The organism is Mucilaginibacter gossypii (assembly GCF_017569325.2).
GTDB lineage: Bacteria > Bacteroidota > Bacteroidia > Sphingobacteriales > Sphingobacteriaceae > Mucilaginibacter > Mucilaginibacter gossypii.
This window is the reverse complement of the sequence record NZ_CP071878.2, coordinates 1048297-1062972: the sequence shown is the minus strand read 5'-3', so window position 1 is coordinate 1062972 and position 14676 is coordinate 1048297. Positions and strand designations below refer to the sequence as shown.

General features: G+C 43.3%; 15 protein-coding genes. 6 read left to right on the top strand and 9 right to left on the bottom strand.

Annotated elements, in window-relative coordinates; translation table 11 throughout:
• Positions 1-66: 66 nt before the first annotated feature.
• From J3L18_RS04520 to fdhD, 3 genes are read right to left on the bottom strand one after another with little or no spacing between them, the layout of a single operon-like run.
• Positions 67-2382: an FdhF/YdeP family oxidoreductase gene (locus tag J3L18_RS04520; protein WP_129569710.1), complete on the bottom strand. Its 2316-nt coding sequence runs from the start codon at positions 2380-2382 to the stop codon at positions 67-69.
• Positions 2379-2735, bottom strand: coding sequence for a DUF7009 family protein (locus J3L18_RS04515; RefSeq protein WP_129569709.1), 357 nt, complete (start codon positions 2733-2735; stop codon positions 2379-2381). The genes J3L18_RS04520 and J3L18_RS04515 overlap by 4 nt, the downstream gene beginning before the upstream one ends.
• Positions 2736-2749: 14 nt before the next feature.
• On the bottom strand, positions 2750-3631 hold the full coding sequence (fdhD, locus tag J3L18_RS04510; protein WP_129569708.1) for a formate dehydrogenase accessory sulfurtransferase FdhD: 882 nt from the start codon (positions 3629-3631) through the stop codon (positions 2750-2752).
• 367 nt (positions 3632-3998) lie between these two features.
• On the opposite strand from fdhD, the gene J3L18_RS04505 reads away from it, so the two are divergent.
• The 3 genes from J3L18_RS04505 to J3L18_RS04495 all read left to right on the top strand — a co-directional run bounded on the left by J3L18_RS04505 (position 3999) and on the right by J3L18_RS04495 (position 5244).
• On the top strand, positions 3999-4241 hold the full coding sequence (locus J3L18_RS04505) for a MoaD/ThiS family protein (RefSeq protein ID WP_090526447.1): 243 nt from the start codon (positions 3999-4001) through the stop codon (positions 4239-4241).
• Between the two features lie 136 nt (positions 4242-4377).
• Positions 4378-4812 (top strand): GNAT family N-acetyltransferase, encoded by a 435-nt coding sequence (locus J3L18_RS04500; protein ID WP_129569707.1) that lies wholly within the window; start codon positions 4378-4380, stop codon positions 4810-4812.
• 12 nt (positions 4813-4824) lie between these two features.
• The gene (locus J3L18_RS04495; protein ID WP_091162201.1) at positions 4825-5244 is read left to right on the top strand and encodes a molybdenum cofactor biosynthesis protein MoaE; all 420 of its coding nucleotides are present in this window, start codon (positions 4825-4827) and stop codon (positions 5242-5244) included.
• A gap of 217 nt (positions 5245-5461) precedes the next feature.
• Here J3L18_RS04495 and J3L18_RS04490 read toward each other — a convergent pair whose 3' ends face one another.
• From J3L18_RS04490 to moaA, 5 genes are all read right to left on the bottom strand, one after another.
• On the bottom strand, positions 5462-6520 hold the full coding sequence (locus tag J3L18_RS04490) for a HesA/MoeB/ThiF family protein (protein WP_129569706.1): 1059 nt from the start codon (positions 6518-6520) through the stop codon (positions 5462-5464).
• On the bottom strand, positions 6495-7706 hold the full coding sequence (locus tag J3L18_RS04485; RefSeq protein WP_208102501.1) for an NTP transferase domain-containing protein: 1212 nt from the start codon (positions 7704-7706) through the stop codon (positions 6495-6497). The genes J3L18_RS04490 and J3L18_RS04485 overlap by 26 nt, the downstream gene beginning before the upstream one ends.
• Positions 7687-8157, bottom strand: a complete 471-nt coding sequence (gene moaC, locus J3L18_RS04480) for a cyclic pyranopterin monophosphate synthase MoaC (protein WP_129569705.1) — start codon at positions 8155-8157, stop codon at positions 7687-7689. The genes J3L18_RS04485 and moaC overlap by 20 nt, the downstream gene beginning before the upstream one ends.
• A 157-nt stretch (positions 8158-8314) precedes the next feature.
• Complete coding sequence (locus tag J3L18_RS04475; RefSeq protein WP_208102502.1) at positions 8315-9508, bottom strand: molybdopterin molybdotransferase MoeA; 1194 nt, start codon at positions 9506-9508, stop codon at positions 8315-8317.
• An 18-nt stretch (positions 9509-9526) separates the two neighbouring features.
• Entirely contained in the window at positions 9527-10516 is a 990-nt protein-coding gene (gene moaA / locus J3L18_RS04470; protein ID WP_129569703.1) for a GTP 3',8-cyclase MoaA, read from the bottom strand.
• A 434-nt stretch (positions 10517-10950) separates the two neighbouring features.
• Between moaA and J3L18_RS04465 the strand changes: the two genes are divergently transcribed.
• Positions 10951-11541: a nucleotidyltransferase family protein gene (locus J3L18_RS04465; protein WP_091162191.1), complete on the top strand. Its 591-nt coding sequence runs from the start codon at positions 10951-10953 to the stop codon at positions 11539-11541.
• Between the two features lie 5 nt (positions 11542-11546).
• On the opposite strand, the gene J3L18_RS04460 is transcribed toward J3L18_RS04465, so the two are convergent.
• Positions 11547-11990 (bottom strand): KTSC domain-containing protein, encoded by a 444-nt coding sequence (locus J3L18_RS04460; protein ID WP_090526427.1) that lies wholly within the window; start codon positions 11988-11990, stop codon positions 11547-11549.
• A 276-nt stretch (positions 11991-12266) separates the two neighbouring features.
• Here J3L18_RS04460 and J3L18_RS04455 point away from each other — a divergent pair, with 276 nt between their 5' ends.
• Entirely contained in the window at positions 12267-12992 is a 726-nt protein-coding gene (locus tag J3L18_RS04455; protein WP_129569702.1) for an RluA family pseudouridine synthase, read from the top strand.
• Between the two features lie 110 nt (positions 12993-13102).
• Entirely contained in the window at positions 13103-14527 is a 1425-nt protein-coding gene (locus J3L18_RS04450) for a hypothetical protein (protein ID WP_129569701.1), read from the top strand.
• Positions 14528-14676: the final 149 nt, after the last annotated feature.

Sequence of the window (14676 nt, the reverse complement as noted above, 5' to 3'; positions counted from 1 at the left end):
TTTTTTTAAGGAGATAAGTATTATGTAAACGCTTTTGTTTTAAGGTGTAAGTATTTAGAATGGTTATTAACCCACGTGTTTCCTGATTTTGATATTAACCAGTTTGGATGTGGGCGTATTACTTTGTTCGGCAACGCTGTTGATAGGGACCAGCACATTGGCTTCGGGGTAATAGGTAGCTGTATTCCCCTCGGGAATGTTGTAGGGTACAACTACAAACAACCTCGCTACCCGCTCAACACCATCATCATAATTAAACAGATCAACTTTTTCCTCCGCTCTAAAATCGGCATTTTTCATGTCGTTTTCGTTCATCAAAATTACCCGGCGCTCATTGTGAATGCCCCGGTAGCGGTCGTCAAGGCCATATATGGTGGTGTTAAACTGATCATGGCTGCGGATAGTGGCCATATGATATTCATCAGCCGCAAGTTCATGCTTCGGCAACGGGGCGATATTGAAAGGCACAACAGCTCCATTTTTTTCGGTGATAAACTTACCCTCCCGCGCAGCATTGGGCAGGTAAAAACCACCTGGCAAACGTACCTTTTGGTTATAATCCTCACAGCCCGGAATAACCTTGGCTATCGCGTCGCGCACTGCATCATAGCTTTGTGAGTACTTATCCCAGTCGACAACGGCGCGATTACCTAATGTGGCTTTAGCGAGATTACAAATGATCTGGTTCTCGTTCATCAGATGTTCAGATACCGGCTTCAGCATCCCTTTTGACATCTGGACAACCCCCATAGAGTTTTCGCAGCTTATAAACTGCTCCTCGCCATTTACAACGTCTTTATCACTTCGTGATAGTGTTGGCAGGATCAAAGCTTCCTCACCATGAACCAGATGACTGCGGTTTAATTTGGTTGATACATGTACCGACAGCTTAAGTTTACGCATGGCCTGTGCCGTAAACAGGGTATCCGGTGTAGCCGAAAGGAAATTGCCACCCATGGCAAAAAACACTTTAAGTTTGCCCTCGTCCATAGCTTTAATAGATTCAACAACATCATAGCCATGCCCCCGCGGCGGTTCAAAACCAAAAACTTCCCTGAGTTTATCCAACTGCTTCGGTTTAGGCTTATCCCAAATCATCATGGTACGGTTACCCTGCACATTGCTATGGCCACGCACCGGACACAAACCGGCCCCGGGCTTACCGATGGCGCCTTTTAGCATGGCCAGGTTCACAATTTCTTTTACGGTATCCACTCCGTTTTTATGCTGGGTGATGCCCATAGCCCAGCAAATGATGATGCGGTTTTTATTTTTAATCAGATCAACAGCCTGCTCAATTTCATTCACTGTTAAACCGGCAGCTTTAGCCAGGTCCTCAACCTCATATTGGTTCAGGCTGTCTAAAAAGGCAACGTAACCAGTAGTGTTCTTTTTAATAAATTCATGATCGAAGACGCTGCCGGGATTTTCCTGCTCGGCTTTGTATAGCAGTTTTTCCATGGCTTTTAGCAAAGCCATATCACCGTTTATTTTTACCTGCAGGTACAGATCGGCTAATTGCGTTTTGATACCTAAAATGCCTTTTACCGTTTGCGGGTTTTTGAAACCCATTAACCCAGCCTCATGCAAGGGGTTTACCGCAATGATCTTTGAGCCTTTCTGTTTAGCCTTTTCAAGCGCGCTAAGCATCCGGGGGTGATTGGTACCAGGGTTTTGCCCCATGATAATGACTACATCGGTATCGTAAAAATCATTAAGGGTGACGGTCCCCTTGCCAATGCCAATGGTATCTGCAAGGCCAACGCCGGTACTTTCATGGCACATATTGGAGCAATCGGGCATGTTATTGGTACCAAACTCGCGCACAAATAACTGGTAAGTAAATGAAGCCTCGTTACTGGTACGGCCAGATGTATAAAATGCAGCTTCATCGGGCGACGCCAAAGCGTTAAGCTCATTCGCTATTTTTTTAAACGCAAAATCCCAGCTAACCGGGGCGTAGTGAGTGGCACCTTTAGCGAGGTAAACCGGCTGGGCGATACGCCCCTTCTTCCCTATCTCATAATCGTTAAGCTTGGCAAGATCCGCTACTGAATTTTCGGCGAAAAAATCTCTGGTGAGTTTTTTGGTAGTAGCTTCTTCGGCAAGGGCTTTGGCTCCATTTTCACAATATTCGGCAATGGCTGAACGGTCGTCATCCGGGTCGGGCCAGGCACAGCCAGAGCAATCAAAGCCGCTCTTTTTGTTCATATGAAACAAACCCTCCATACCTCTTGCCAAACCAGTTTCCTTTAATATATCAACCATAGCCACTGTTACAGCAGGGATACCCGCTGCCCAGTCTTTTGGATGTGTTATTTTCAGGTCGAGCAATTCCTCAGGATTCTCTGCTACCGGTCCTTTTTCTGTTTGCTTGCTCATGGCTTTTTAGCTGCTAGGGGATTAGGATAATTATCGCTCTGATCTTCGGCGACTTCATCCAAACACGTAAAATCTTTTTCAACCAGTAAATGCAAACTGCCGTGCTTACCTTCATAACCTACTTTGTCATCGTTGGCAAAGCCGGTGGCCACAGCTTTTGGCACATATAATGTTATGGCATTCTCCTTATAGGTTGCCGAAAGATGTTCATCATCAACCAGTCTCAAAGCGTAAATAAGCTGTTGGCTGCCAAAATCCACGGTTTCCTGAACATAACCTTCTCCGGCCAGTTTGGCTACATCGGTTTTAGTGAGCCTGTATCTTAGTGAATTACCTTTTATCCTTATTTTCATTGGTATCAATCAGTTTACGCCGATGGCGCCGTTAGTACGGCCTCATCGGGGACCATTACCCGGTGCGCGCCCGCGTAAATATTAAAGCGCTCATCGCGTAAAAAGCCAATTAGTGTAATATTAAATTCGTTTGCCAGTTCTATAGCCAGGCTTGACGGTGCACCTACTGCCGCAATAATACTGATGCCGGCCATCGCGGCCTTTTGAATAAGCTCAAAACTTGCCCTGCCGCTAAGTAACAATACTGTTTGCTGCAACGGCAACCAGTTATACATCATAGCAGCACCTATCAGCTTATCTAAAGCATTATGCCTGCCTACGTCTTCCCTCAATAATAACAGCTCACCCAAAGGAGTAAACAAAGCCGATGCATGCAAACCGCCCGTATCATCAAATACCCGCTGGTGCCCGCGCAAAATCTTCGGCAACTGATTAAGTACCAAACTGTGGATCACATTGCCATCATCTGACCCGGCGGCAAAATTGCTTACCGTGCGAATAGCGTCGATAGAACCCTTGCCACACACACCGCAACTGCTGGTGGTATAAAAATTACGTTCAGTATTTTGAAGATGTGGTATCACATCTTGTTCAAGTGTTACCAGCATGGTATTCTCCTTGTTTTCGGCACAGGTTATAAAGCTGTGTTTTGCCGACTTTATCTCATCTGCATTTTTAATAATGCCTTCGGTAAAAAGGAAACCGGTTGCCAGTTCGGCATCATGCCCGGGGGTACGCATAGTTACAGAGATATTACGTAGCTCCCTGCCATCTGCAGGGCCATATTCCAGTTTAATTTCAAGTGGTTCTTCAATGGCTACGCTATCCTCCTCCCGTGCGCTTCGGTTAGCGTTAACTTTTACAACCGGGATATGAATAACTGATGGAGAAGACATATTCAAAGATACAATTTATGGAATAGTTTGTTTATGCAAGTTTATATGCAGAAGGCCAGCTTAAGTCCCTTCGTTTGAATTGTTTTTGAGGCAAGCGTCTGCAAAACAGCCGTTAACTTAGGCCGGCAAGGGGTTAACAGGGTTAACAGAAATTCGAACTATTTTACATTATTTAATTGACAATCAATTAATTACATGAAAAATAGCATTAACACATGTAAACCCCGGCAAGGTTAATCCCCCACACTTATTTTTTGTTTAGGTTCAAACCCGGAGGCTTGGACCCGCATAATGAACTTACATATGTCGATTTGTTAAATTTACACCTGCTGCTCGTTTTGTAAGCTAATTTGAATATTTTTGAGATATGAAGATCAACATACTGGCTTTTGGAGTGGCTAAGGAGATATTTGGAAGCAGCGAAGTTAGCCTGGAAATGACCAACGATGCAACTATCTCCAATTTAAAATACCTGCTTGAGCAACAATACCCGCGTTTAAAGCAGCTTTCATCATACATGCTGGCTGTTAACAACGAATATGCCCTGCCCGGCGATACTATTCACGAACGTGATGAGATTGCGATCATTCCGCCTGTAAGCGGGGGGTAGATCAGTTTGCAGTTTTTAAGTAGCAGTGGCAGTAAACTTTTTAGCGGCAGTTTACAGTTTTTAGTGGGCAGCTTGCAGTAGTATTTTAGGACTTACCCTTAATTTCATCAATATTAAACAATCAACTTAATATAGAATGGCCATCAGAAGCGCAACGCTTGCCGATCATACTGCAATATCAAACCTGCTAACGCAATTGGGCTATCCTGGCACTGAAGATTTTTTGCCGGAAAACCTTGAAAAGATGTTGCGACAATCTTCATCGAAGGTTTTGGTTTATGAAGATGAAGGTAAGGTTGCAGGTTTTATCGCCATTGATTTTTTAACACAGCTGGTAGTTAAAGGTGATTTTATTCGCATCAGTTGTTTTTCTGTTGATGAAAACACCCGGGGCAAAGGTATTGGCAAGTCGCTTGAGGATTATATTACCGAACTTGGCAAAGAATGTAATGCCGACAGGATAGAGGTACACTGCCATACACGCAGGACTGATGCCCACCGGTTTTATTACAGGCAGGGTTATACCGAATCGCCCAAATACCTCATGAAATCATTGGTAGATAAAATATAGATTTGCATTGCTATGAATACACAGATCCTCTTATCGGCCCAAACACTGGATATTCAATCGTGTATTGATTGGATCATGTCACCCGAATCCGGGGGGATAGACGTGTTTATTGGTACCGTTCGTAATGCAACCAAAGGGAAAAAAGTTTTAAGGCTCGATTTTGAAGCTTATGAGCCCATGGCTATCAGCGAGATGAACAAAATTGCCGCCCAGGCCTTTGAACGCTGGCCCATTCAAAAAATACTGATCCACCACCGTACCGGATTGCTGCAGGTTGGCGAGGTGCCGGTTGTTATTGCAGTTTCAGCAGCACACCGTGATGCTGCCTTTGACGCCTGCAGGTATATTATCGATACACTTAAACAAACCGTCCCTATTTGGAAAAAAGAAAGCTTTGAGGACGGCGATGTTTGGGTGGCAGCACATCCTTAGGATTTCGGATTTGGGATGTTCGATTTTGGATTTTTCATTTTAAAAAAACTGTGTGCCGTTGTTGGTGTTGTCACCAACAACTTTACGCCATGCAATTGCCAATATTTATGATCTTAGCCGATGATTGTTGGTGACAACACCAACAACGGCACGGTGACAACACCGCCAACATCACAATAAAAAAATCCGAAATCGAAATTCCGAAATCCGAAATCATCTATCCAACCTTGTACTCTTCCAATCCACCTTCCAACGAAAATACATCTGCATCGGGAATCATTTTGAGAATTAGTTTTACCGCCTCGTCGCTTCGTTTGCCCGATGAGCAGTAAAGGACTTTGGTATTAGGGCTGGTAAAATAGGCCAGGTACTCTTCTATTTCATCGAGCGGGATATGCGTACCGCCAATATCATAGGCTTCACGCTCCTGAATGGTACGCACGTCAATAAGTTCTATGGTATCATCCAAAAGGGTTCGTTTTTTTAGTTCATCAGCGTTGATGGTTGGAATGGTGATAGTTGTTTTTAACCTGCGGATATGCGTTTTTGTCACCGGGCCAATTTTAAAGATACGGCTTTGCATGCTTTGTGCGTCAAAGATCAGCACTTTTCCAGCCAATAATTCACCGGTTTTGGTGATGTACTTGATTACTTCATTGGCTTGCATACAGCCAATGATTCCGGCAAGTGTAGGTACAACTCCGCCTTCGGTACAGTTAGGGATCTGGGTAGCATCCACTTCGGGAAACAGATCACGGTAATTGGGCGAATTAAGCCCTTTAGCGTTGCTTACATTCCAAACGGCAACCTGCCCTTCAAACTGGTAAATAGCACCGTAAACAATGGGTTTACCTGCCAAAACACAGGCATCGTTGAGCAAATAACGGGTTTCAAAATTATCGGTACCATCCAGCACAATGTCGTAATTGCTGATGACATCCATCACATTATCGGATGTTATTTTGATGGCATGAGGTACGATCTTAATACCCGGATTTTGGGCCTGCAGGCGTGTACAGGCCACTTCAGCTTTATTTTCGCCTTCATCGGCCGGCGTGTATAACACCTGGCGATGCAGGTTGCTTACCGATACCTGGTCAAAATCGGCAATACCTAATGTGCCTATTCCAGTTGATGCCAGGTATTGTGCAGCCGGGCAGCCCAACCCTCCTGCCCCAACAACCAGTACGCGGGCTTGCTGCAATAATTGCTGGGCTCCCTCGCCAAAACCGGGCAGTGCTATCTGGCAGTTATATCGTTGTAAATCCTGATTCATTAGTAGCAACTATTGTATGGTGGATCATTGATTTTACTTTCTCCAATTCTTCAGGCGTGTTCACATTGGTAAGCGCCTCCTGTTGTGGGGCGTTTAACAACGTAATATCACTATTGATCAAAACCTTGCGCGGGCATGAATACCCTTGCGCCAAAAACGACAACAATGCAGGGTAGCTTTTAGGTTCCCATATGGCTATCAACGGTTCCGGAAAATCGGTTACCGGACTGTGATAAGCCGTAGCCACCGACGAACTGTTTCGCCAGGCCACTAAATTGCGAAGGGTAGCTTCATCCATCAAAGGCAAATCGCAGGCTATGACCAGCCAGGCGGCATCCGGCTGTTCGCGAAAAGCGGAAAGAATAGCCCCGTAAGGCCCTAAACCAGCAAATGTATCCTCTATAACGGGATAAGCCGGGTCAATTTCCTGCTGCTGGCCGGGGCGACCGGAAATGTAAACCTCCCGGCAAAAGTTTTTGAGCAAATCGGCCATATAATACCGTTGCTGCTTGCCATGCCACGTGGCCGTACCTTTATCAAAACCCATTCGGGTACTTTTGCCCCCAGCCAATACCAGGCCGTTTAAAACAGGTTTGGCCTGTTTTAAAGCAGTCTCAAAAAAAGCAACGATCCTTTCACGGTCATCTACTTTTAAAACGGGGATCTGCTGCCAGTGAGGGATAACCTCCTGTATAAAGCCCGGAATTTCGCTTGCATTATCGGCCAGCAGAAAAAGCTGAACGTTATTGAGCTGACCTGTCCTTTTTTGCAGCGACGCTTCTTTATTACTATCGATGATAACTATCTGGGCATTGGCCTGCTGATGGTTACCATTAACCAATATCAGGTCGGCAAATGAAAATTGCTGTTTGAGCTGATAAGGATATACCGGGTTTTGATAATTGAATTGCTGATAGTTTACCTGGTCGGTATATTCGAGCGAGGCGCCGCTCACCAATCTGCCGGGCAGCAAAGTAATATCATCATTATGTGACATATCCACATAAGCACATTTATAAACCGGTGAAAGTGAACGGATCACATCATCGGCCAATAATTTGATCACGGTACAGGGGCCGCCCAGAATAGCCCACTCGTTACGGCCAAAGTTACCGGTTGAAGGCCTTGACAGCCTGGCGTGTTTTTTATGGGTGCCCGACGGCTGGTTATGATCTTTTAAAGTCACGTTTACCTCCTGTTTTTGAGATCAGTTTGGTTTCTTTTATCACTATATCATGGCTCATGGCCTTGCACATATCATAAATAGTAAGCGCCGCTATTGAAGCTCCTACCAACGCTTCCATTTCTACGCCTGTTTTGGCGGTAATGCTTGCAGTACAATCAACAACAACCTCCTGTTGTTCGTTGATATATATGACTACATTGCAATTATCCAAACCCAGCGGGTGGCAAAGTGGTATCAAATCGCCGGTTTTTTTTGCCGCCATGATACCGGCAATAATAGCCGTTTGAAAAACAGGGCCTTTTTTACTCTGCAATTCATTCCCTGCTAAAAGTTCAAATACCTCTGCCGGCAAACTAACAATGCTACGCGCAGTAGCAGTACGGTGGGTAACCTGCTTTTCAGTTACATCAACCATATTAGGATCGCCTTGTTTGTTTATGTGGGTTAACATTATTTTTTATTATGATTACACTGATTTTTATTGTGATTTCACCGATTTGTTAGGGCCATGATTCCTTTGTTTGTTTATAGCGACTTATTATGTTATGGATTCGATCAAATCAAAAAATCGGTGTAATCAACAAAGAAAATCGGTGAAATCCCAAAAACTAAAACCTCCAAACCTTAAACACCTCTCCTGCTTTAAAATTATTCTTTTCGGCCGGAAGTTCTAAAAAAGCTTCGGTATCTGCTAAGTTAGCAAAATCGCCAGAACCATTTCCCTCAACAGGCGTAGCTATCAATTGGCCTTGCCCGTTACTTTGCAGCTTTACCTGCAAATAGTATTGTAATGCCGGCTGAAATGTAAAATCTTTCCCTAATACCGCATATGTGGCGGCTTTTGCGGGCAAGCCCAGCGCTGTATTAAGCCATGTTAAAAAGTAACGGTGCAGGCACATAAATGTGGCTACCGGGTTACCCGGAAAAGCAAACACCAATGCACCGTTATTATGCCTGCCAAACCAAAAGGGTTTACCGGGCCGCTGGGCTACTTTATGAAACAACTTTTCAACCTTTAATTCCTCAAGCGTCCGGGGGATATAATCAAACTTCCCCATCGAAACACCACCGCTTAGCAGCAGTATATCATAGTTTTGTAAACAGTACTGGATCTTTTCTTCAGTAACCGCGGGCTCATCGGGGATATGCAAAATATCAGCATCGGTACCATGTTGTTTTAAAACGGCTTTTACCATATAGCTGTTTGATTTGCGGATCTGGTACGGCAGCGGCGTTTCATGCACATCAACTAATTCATCTCCTGACGAAACTATTACCACACGCGGCATTTTTTTAACAAGCAGGTGGGTTTTACCTACTGATGCCGCCACACTAATGATAGCGGGGCTTACCACCTGTCCTTCCGTTGATATAACATCATTTTGTTTTTTATCAAGGCCCTGCAAATGCAGGTTCTGCCCCTTTTTTATGTCGCGGGTGTGTACGCTCGCCGACCCGGCGATGATCTCCACATCCTCATAACGGATCACTGTATCAACCGAAGCGGGCAACACAGCACCGGTCATGATCTCGATGCATTCCTCGGCGCTGTCGATTTGAACCGGCTCGTCACCGGCTGCCTGGGTAGCTTTGATGCGGAAAATATTGATCCCGCTTTCAATAGCTTCATATCTTATAGCGATACCATCCATGGTTACCCGGTTAAAGGGCGGCAGATCACGATCGGCCTTCAGGTCTTCGGCCAGGGCACAACCCAGAGCCTGTTCAAACGGGAGGCTTTGAGTACCATAATCCCTGATTTGTGCAAGCACCAGTTTTTCAGCTTCTTCAACCGTTGTCATATATATGTAGTTTAAAAACTATCCGCCAATAGTGGCCATTGACTCGTGGATGCCTGTTTTGGCTACCCGTGCCCGCTCGGCTTCCCAGCCATCTGCCGGACGGTGGCTAAAAGCGGTTAACAAGGCATCCTCCAATACTTCATCAGAAGCTCCCGCGCGCATCAGATCTTTTAAATTGAGCACGCCATCATCATACAAACAGGTTTTTAACCCACCCTGAGGCGTTATGCGGATCCGGTTACAGCTGCCGCAAAATGTACGCGAATAAGCGGCTATAATACCAATTGTACCTTTATGCCCCGGGACCTGATAATTGTATGAAGTGGAATAAGCCGGGTCATCCAGTTTCTTTATTTGCGGATATTTGCTTTTTATTTCATCTAAAATGCGAAGGTAATCCCAATGCAACCCGTCGTATACATGGCCATCGCCGTTAAAAGGCATTTCTTCTATAAACCTGACACTTACAGGTAGCTCTTTGGCCAATTCAACCAGCGGGATAATGTCCTGAATGTTCTTGCCATCCATCACCACAGCATTGATCTTTACTTCCATATCATGGCTCAGCATGGCATCTAAGGCTGTCATCACACTGGCAAATTCGTCGCGGCGGGTAATAGTAAAAAAGCGGTTGGCATCCAGCGTATCCAGGCTCAGGTTTATTGACCGTACACCTATCTTTTTTAATTCGGGCACATAAGGAGCTGTAAGCACGCCGTTAGTTGTAAGGCCCAGCTCTTTCAAACCATCCAGCCTGGATATAGCTGTGAGCAAATGCATAATATCTTTGCGTACAAAGGGCTCGCCCCCGGTAATACGGATTTTTTCGATACCCATTTTTACAAGCAAACTGCAGCTGCGCAGCATTTCCTCATAGGTCATGAGCTCGGCGCGTGAAAGCCACTTCAAGCCATCTTCAGGCATACAGTAAAAACAGCGCAGGTTGCACCTGTCTGTCACCGCGAGGCGCATATAGCTGATCTTCCGTCCATGATTATCTTTTAACAAAATGTAGCCTTTTTATCCTGTAAATTTAATTAATTAACAGCCATTACACCTTTAAGTTTATGCATGGCAATTGTAAAAATAAGCATTACCCCGCTTGGAGATGTTTACGAAATGTATTTTTATTTCCTTCCTCAGTGATATATCCGGTCTTAAATAAAATTACCAAAGCGTAACCGAGTTATACTCCTTTCGCAATACACACATAAAGCACAAAAAATCAATTTGTTATAAATGAACAGATCTAATTAAAACTTTCATTAAATTATTACCGTATTAAGGCAAGCATCCGCCCCAAAGAATTTATAAAAAGGAAGCCCCCTGAGCCTAAACAAACATAAAACGCAGGACCGGAAGCTACAAAATGGTAATGCATGATCATTAACCAGGCATTACAACAACAGTCATATCAACATCTAACGTAACAGTTATAAAAAATGACAGGGATTATTATTCTGGCAGCAGGCGCATCAAATCGTTTTGGCTCCCCCAAGCAAAACCAAATCTACCAGGGTAAAACCCTTTTACAGCGGGCAATTCAAACCGCGCTTACCTGCCTGAATTGCGAAAAAGTTATTGTGGTGTTAGGAGCCAATGAACAATTAATCCGTCCCAATATAGATGAACAAGCTGTAGGCGTTATTCACAATCCGCGTTGGGAAGAGGGAATGGGTTCGTCAATAAAAGTTGGTGTAGCCGAAATTTTGAGGCTTGAACCCGGCATAACTTCAATTATCCTGATGCTTTGCGATCAGCCATTTGTTGATTCATTCCTGATATCACAATTAATGGAAAAAAAGGAGGTTAATGACTGCGGTATTATTGCCTGCGGCTATCGTGATGTTTTGGGCGCGCCCGCTTTGTTCGATATAAAATATTTCCCTGAACTACTTGGCCTGCAGGGGGTAGAAGGTGCAAAAAAAATCATCGAAGCACATACCGATGACGTTTTTATACTCCCTTTTCCGCTGGGCGCTATTGACATTGACACCGCCGATGATTTAGAAAGGCTTAACCAGGTAGGATAAGATAATTAAGCCGAAGCAACCAGTTTATTTACGCTGCGATATACAAACTCGTTAAAAATATGCCTGCGGGCAAACCGGCCGGGCGAATCAGCATTGATCAGTTTGATATAGACCGCTTTGGGCACTCCAAAATATTCATATACATTACCATCAAGAAAAGTAACTTTCAGTACCTGTTGCTTATACTCAAAATCGGCAATGTTTGATAACGTTGTGGTAGCTGTATAATCGGGCAAAGTTTGAGCACGGGTTTCAGGGGCAATACTTACCAAAAAATGATAAGCTTCAATAATTGTTTTACTCTTCTCTTCTGCCTCTGCCCTGTTGTCGTCCTGAAACCTGTCGGGATGCCAGGTTTTCATCATGCTTTTATAAACCGAACGTAACTCACTTAACTCCGCATTTTCGGTCACGTTCAGGAGTTTCCTGTAGTCGCCAATTTTTTTCATTGTTTATTTAATTCTTTTTTATTGTCGATGAAGGGATTACAGGCAAAAAAGCGCTCAGCACCACCATGAAAATAACGGCGCGAAGGTACACTTTTTTAACGAGGAAAAACAGGAAGTTTTATTTATTAAACAATGATGATATGGAGTAAATATTGGCTAAAACTTTTATTAACATTCAACTTAATTCGCTACCGTGTTTGCAGCTTCAATTTAGCAGCACAAATGAATAAAATACGGTGGCAGCTGTTTAAATTATAAACCGTATTTTTGCGGGCTATGAAGTTTCCCAAATTTGCCGATCTGATACTGTTTGAGAACGACGACGTTATTGTTGTAAACAAACCGCCTTTTATAAGTTCACTTGATGAACGGGGCGAAGGCAGCAGTGAGATCAGCATGTTAAGACTGGCTAAGGCTTATTGGGACGATGCGCAGATCTGTCATCGCCTTGATAAAGAAACATCCGGCGCGCTTATTTTTGCAAAAAATCCCGAGGCTTACCGATCGATTTCCATTCAGTTTGAAAAGCGTAAAGTTAAAAAAGTATATCATGCGGTTATTGACGGTACGCATACTTTCGATAACCTGCTTGTTGATTTGCCTATATTAAATGTTGGCAAGGGCAGTGTAACCATTAGCAGGCAGGAAGGCAAGCGTGCCGAAACCTGGTTTCAGTCGTTAAAATATTATAAACATTATACTTTGGTTGAATGTCGCCCGGTTACAGGCCGTATGCACCAGATCAGAATCCACCTGGCAACACAAAGGGCCTCCATAGCCGGCGATGAGATGTATAAGGGCGAGCCTGTTTTCCTCTCCAAAATAAAGCGCAAATATCATCTAGGTAAAGATCAGGAAGAGCTGCCTATCATGAAGCGCTTTGCCCTGCATGCTTATGAAATAACATTTCGTATCAATCCCGAAACCGAAGTTACCATCCATGCTCCATATCCTAAAGACTTTGAAACGCTTTTGAAGCTGCTTGATAAGTTTGACAGTTAAAATTAAATGGTATAAAGTATTTGAAATTATCATACGCCAACGTATTTTTATGCTCCATGGCGCGTAGCTTAAAAAAATCCCTCTTCTGTATTTTGCTGATAATATCTGGTGTGAGCTATTCAAAAGCTGATCCATATGTATATCTTCCAGAAGACAGTCTTGTTCATTTTTTAAAAATCCAGAACAGGGATCTTCAGGATAAAAAACTGGTTAATTATATTAAGCTTCGCTTTCAGCAGGGGCCCGTAAATACGATCCCGCAGGGTAAAAATGAAGTTTATAAAGAGCTTGATAAATACGATGTGGGCGACAAGGAAGCTTTAAAATACTTTATTGAAAGCATTATTCAGAAACGCTTTTTAAAACTCCCCGAAGCTGAAACGGCTATGGTTAAAGCCATTAACCAGGCATCAAAGAACAAAGCCGATTTTTTGCTTTATTCGTTTATTAGCCATCTTGCTTTTATTCAAACAGATAAAGGCAACCCCATAGGCGCCATATACAGTTACGGTCTGGCTCAAAAACAAGCTTTAAAACTTAACGATCCGCTATTGCAGGTATTCTTGAATATCAATATATCCGATCTGTATTACAAACTCAACCTGTATAGTCAGTCATTATATTACCTTAACCAGGCATTTCATATTAAGGAAGAAAATAAGATAAAGGACGACAGATTTTACACGATAATAAGCTATAACAAGGCCGAAAACTTTTTTAGGACGAAAAACCTTGATTCGCTGCAGCGATGTCATGATGATTTAATGGGGCCAAACAACAAAAGTTATAAACTATTCAGCTATCAATATCGTACTGCCTATTATATATCGCTGTTAAAACATGATTATAACAAAGCTATAACACAAATCAAAAACCTTCAAAGGGACAAAAAATATGTACCTAACGATGTTGAGAAACAAAACCTAGCCGATGCTTTTTACCTGAACGGACAACCGGATTCGGCAAGCTCTATAGCTAACCAGCTGCTCGCGCTTCCATATTCTGATAATCACCCTGAAATAAAGCATCATCTTTATCAATTGCTTGGAAAAATAGCCCGGGACAGGGGCGATTACAAGCTGGCTGTCGAGAATTTTGACCTTGCATTGAAACAATCAGAAGAAAGCCTGAATAATACCACACAGGTGGGCAATGTATCGGCGCAAATAAAAATTGATAAGATTGAAACCTCGTTTACCGATACTGCCGAAAAATACAGGCGCGAACGCCTTATTTTGATCCTCATCAGCATTACCACAGTTTTCATGTTTGCTGTTATTGCCCTGTTATATCGCAGCGCCAGGCAAAAACGGCACTATGAAAAATTATTATATGATACCAAAAAAAACGAGCTGGCTTTTATCAACTCGCATGAGGTACGTAAACATCTTACCAATATATTAGGCCTCGTTGAGCTGATGAGCGAAAGCAAAGACAAAAAAGAGGAGTTTTTACAGGTTGAAAAGCATCTTTACGATTCGGCCACCAGGCTCGACGACGCTATTAAGAACATATCAGAAAAATTAAGCGACTAAGTTCCTGTATCAATAATTTTTATCTCAGCCTTACCGAAAGAGGCAAGTATATCTGCTTGTATTATACCTGCAAGTCTACCCCGTACACGCACATTTGCATTATTGATAAAAAACAGCCCTTATTCATTTCCGAAAATATGAAATTGTTA

Coding starts and splice junctions, on each gene's coding strand:
- J3L18_RS04520 (WP_129569710.1), bottom strand. CDS start 2,382: ATGAGCAAGCAAACAGAAAAAGGACCGGTAGCAGAGAATCCTGAGGAA.
- J3L18_RS04460 (WP_090526427.1), bottom strand. CDS start 11,990: ATGAAAAAAATTGGCGACTACAGGAAACTCCTGAACGTGACCGAAAAT.
- J3L18_RS04465 (WP_091162191.1), top strand. CDS start 10,951: ATGACAGGGATTATTATTCTGGCAGCAGGCGCATCAAATCGTTTTGGC.
- moaC (WP_129569705.1), bottom strand. CDS start 8,157: ATGTTAACCCACATAAACAAACAAGGCGATCCTAATATGGTTGATGTA.
- J3L18_RS04475 (WP_208102502.1), bottom strand. CDS start 9,508: ATGACAACGGTTGAAGAAGCTGAAAAACTGGTGCTTGCACAAATCAGG.
- J3L18_RS04490 (WP_129569706.1), bottom strand. CDS start 6,520: ATGAATCAGGATTTACAACGATATAACTGCCAGATAGCACTGCCCGGT.
- J3L18_RS04495 (WP_091162201.1), top strand. CDS start 4,825: ATGAATACACAGATCCTCTTATCGGCCCAAACACTGGATATTCAATCG.
- fdhD (WP_129569708.1), bottom strand. CDS start 3,631: ATGTCTTCTCCATCAGTTATTCATATCCCGGTTGTAAAAGTTAACGCT.
- J3L18_RS04455 (WP_129569702.1), top strand. CDS start 12,267: ATGAAGTTTCCCAAATTTGCCGATCTGATACTGTTTGAGAACGACGAC.
- J3L18_RS04500 (WP_129569707.1), top strand. CDS start 4,378: ATGGCCATCAGAAGCGCAACGCTTGCCGATCATACTGCAATATCAAAC.
- J3L18_RS04505 (WP_090526447.1), top strand. CDS start 3,999: ATGAAGATCAACATACTGGCTTTTGGAGTGGCTAAGGAGATATTTGGA.
- J3L18_RS04515 (WP_129569709.1), bottom strand. CDS start 2,735: ATGAAAATAAGGATAAAAGGTAATTCACTAAGATACAGGCTCACTAAA.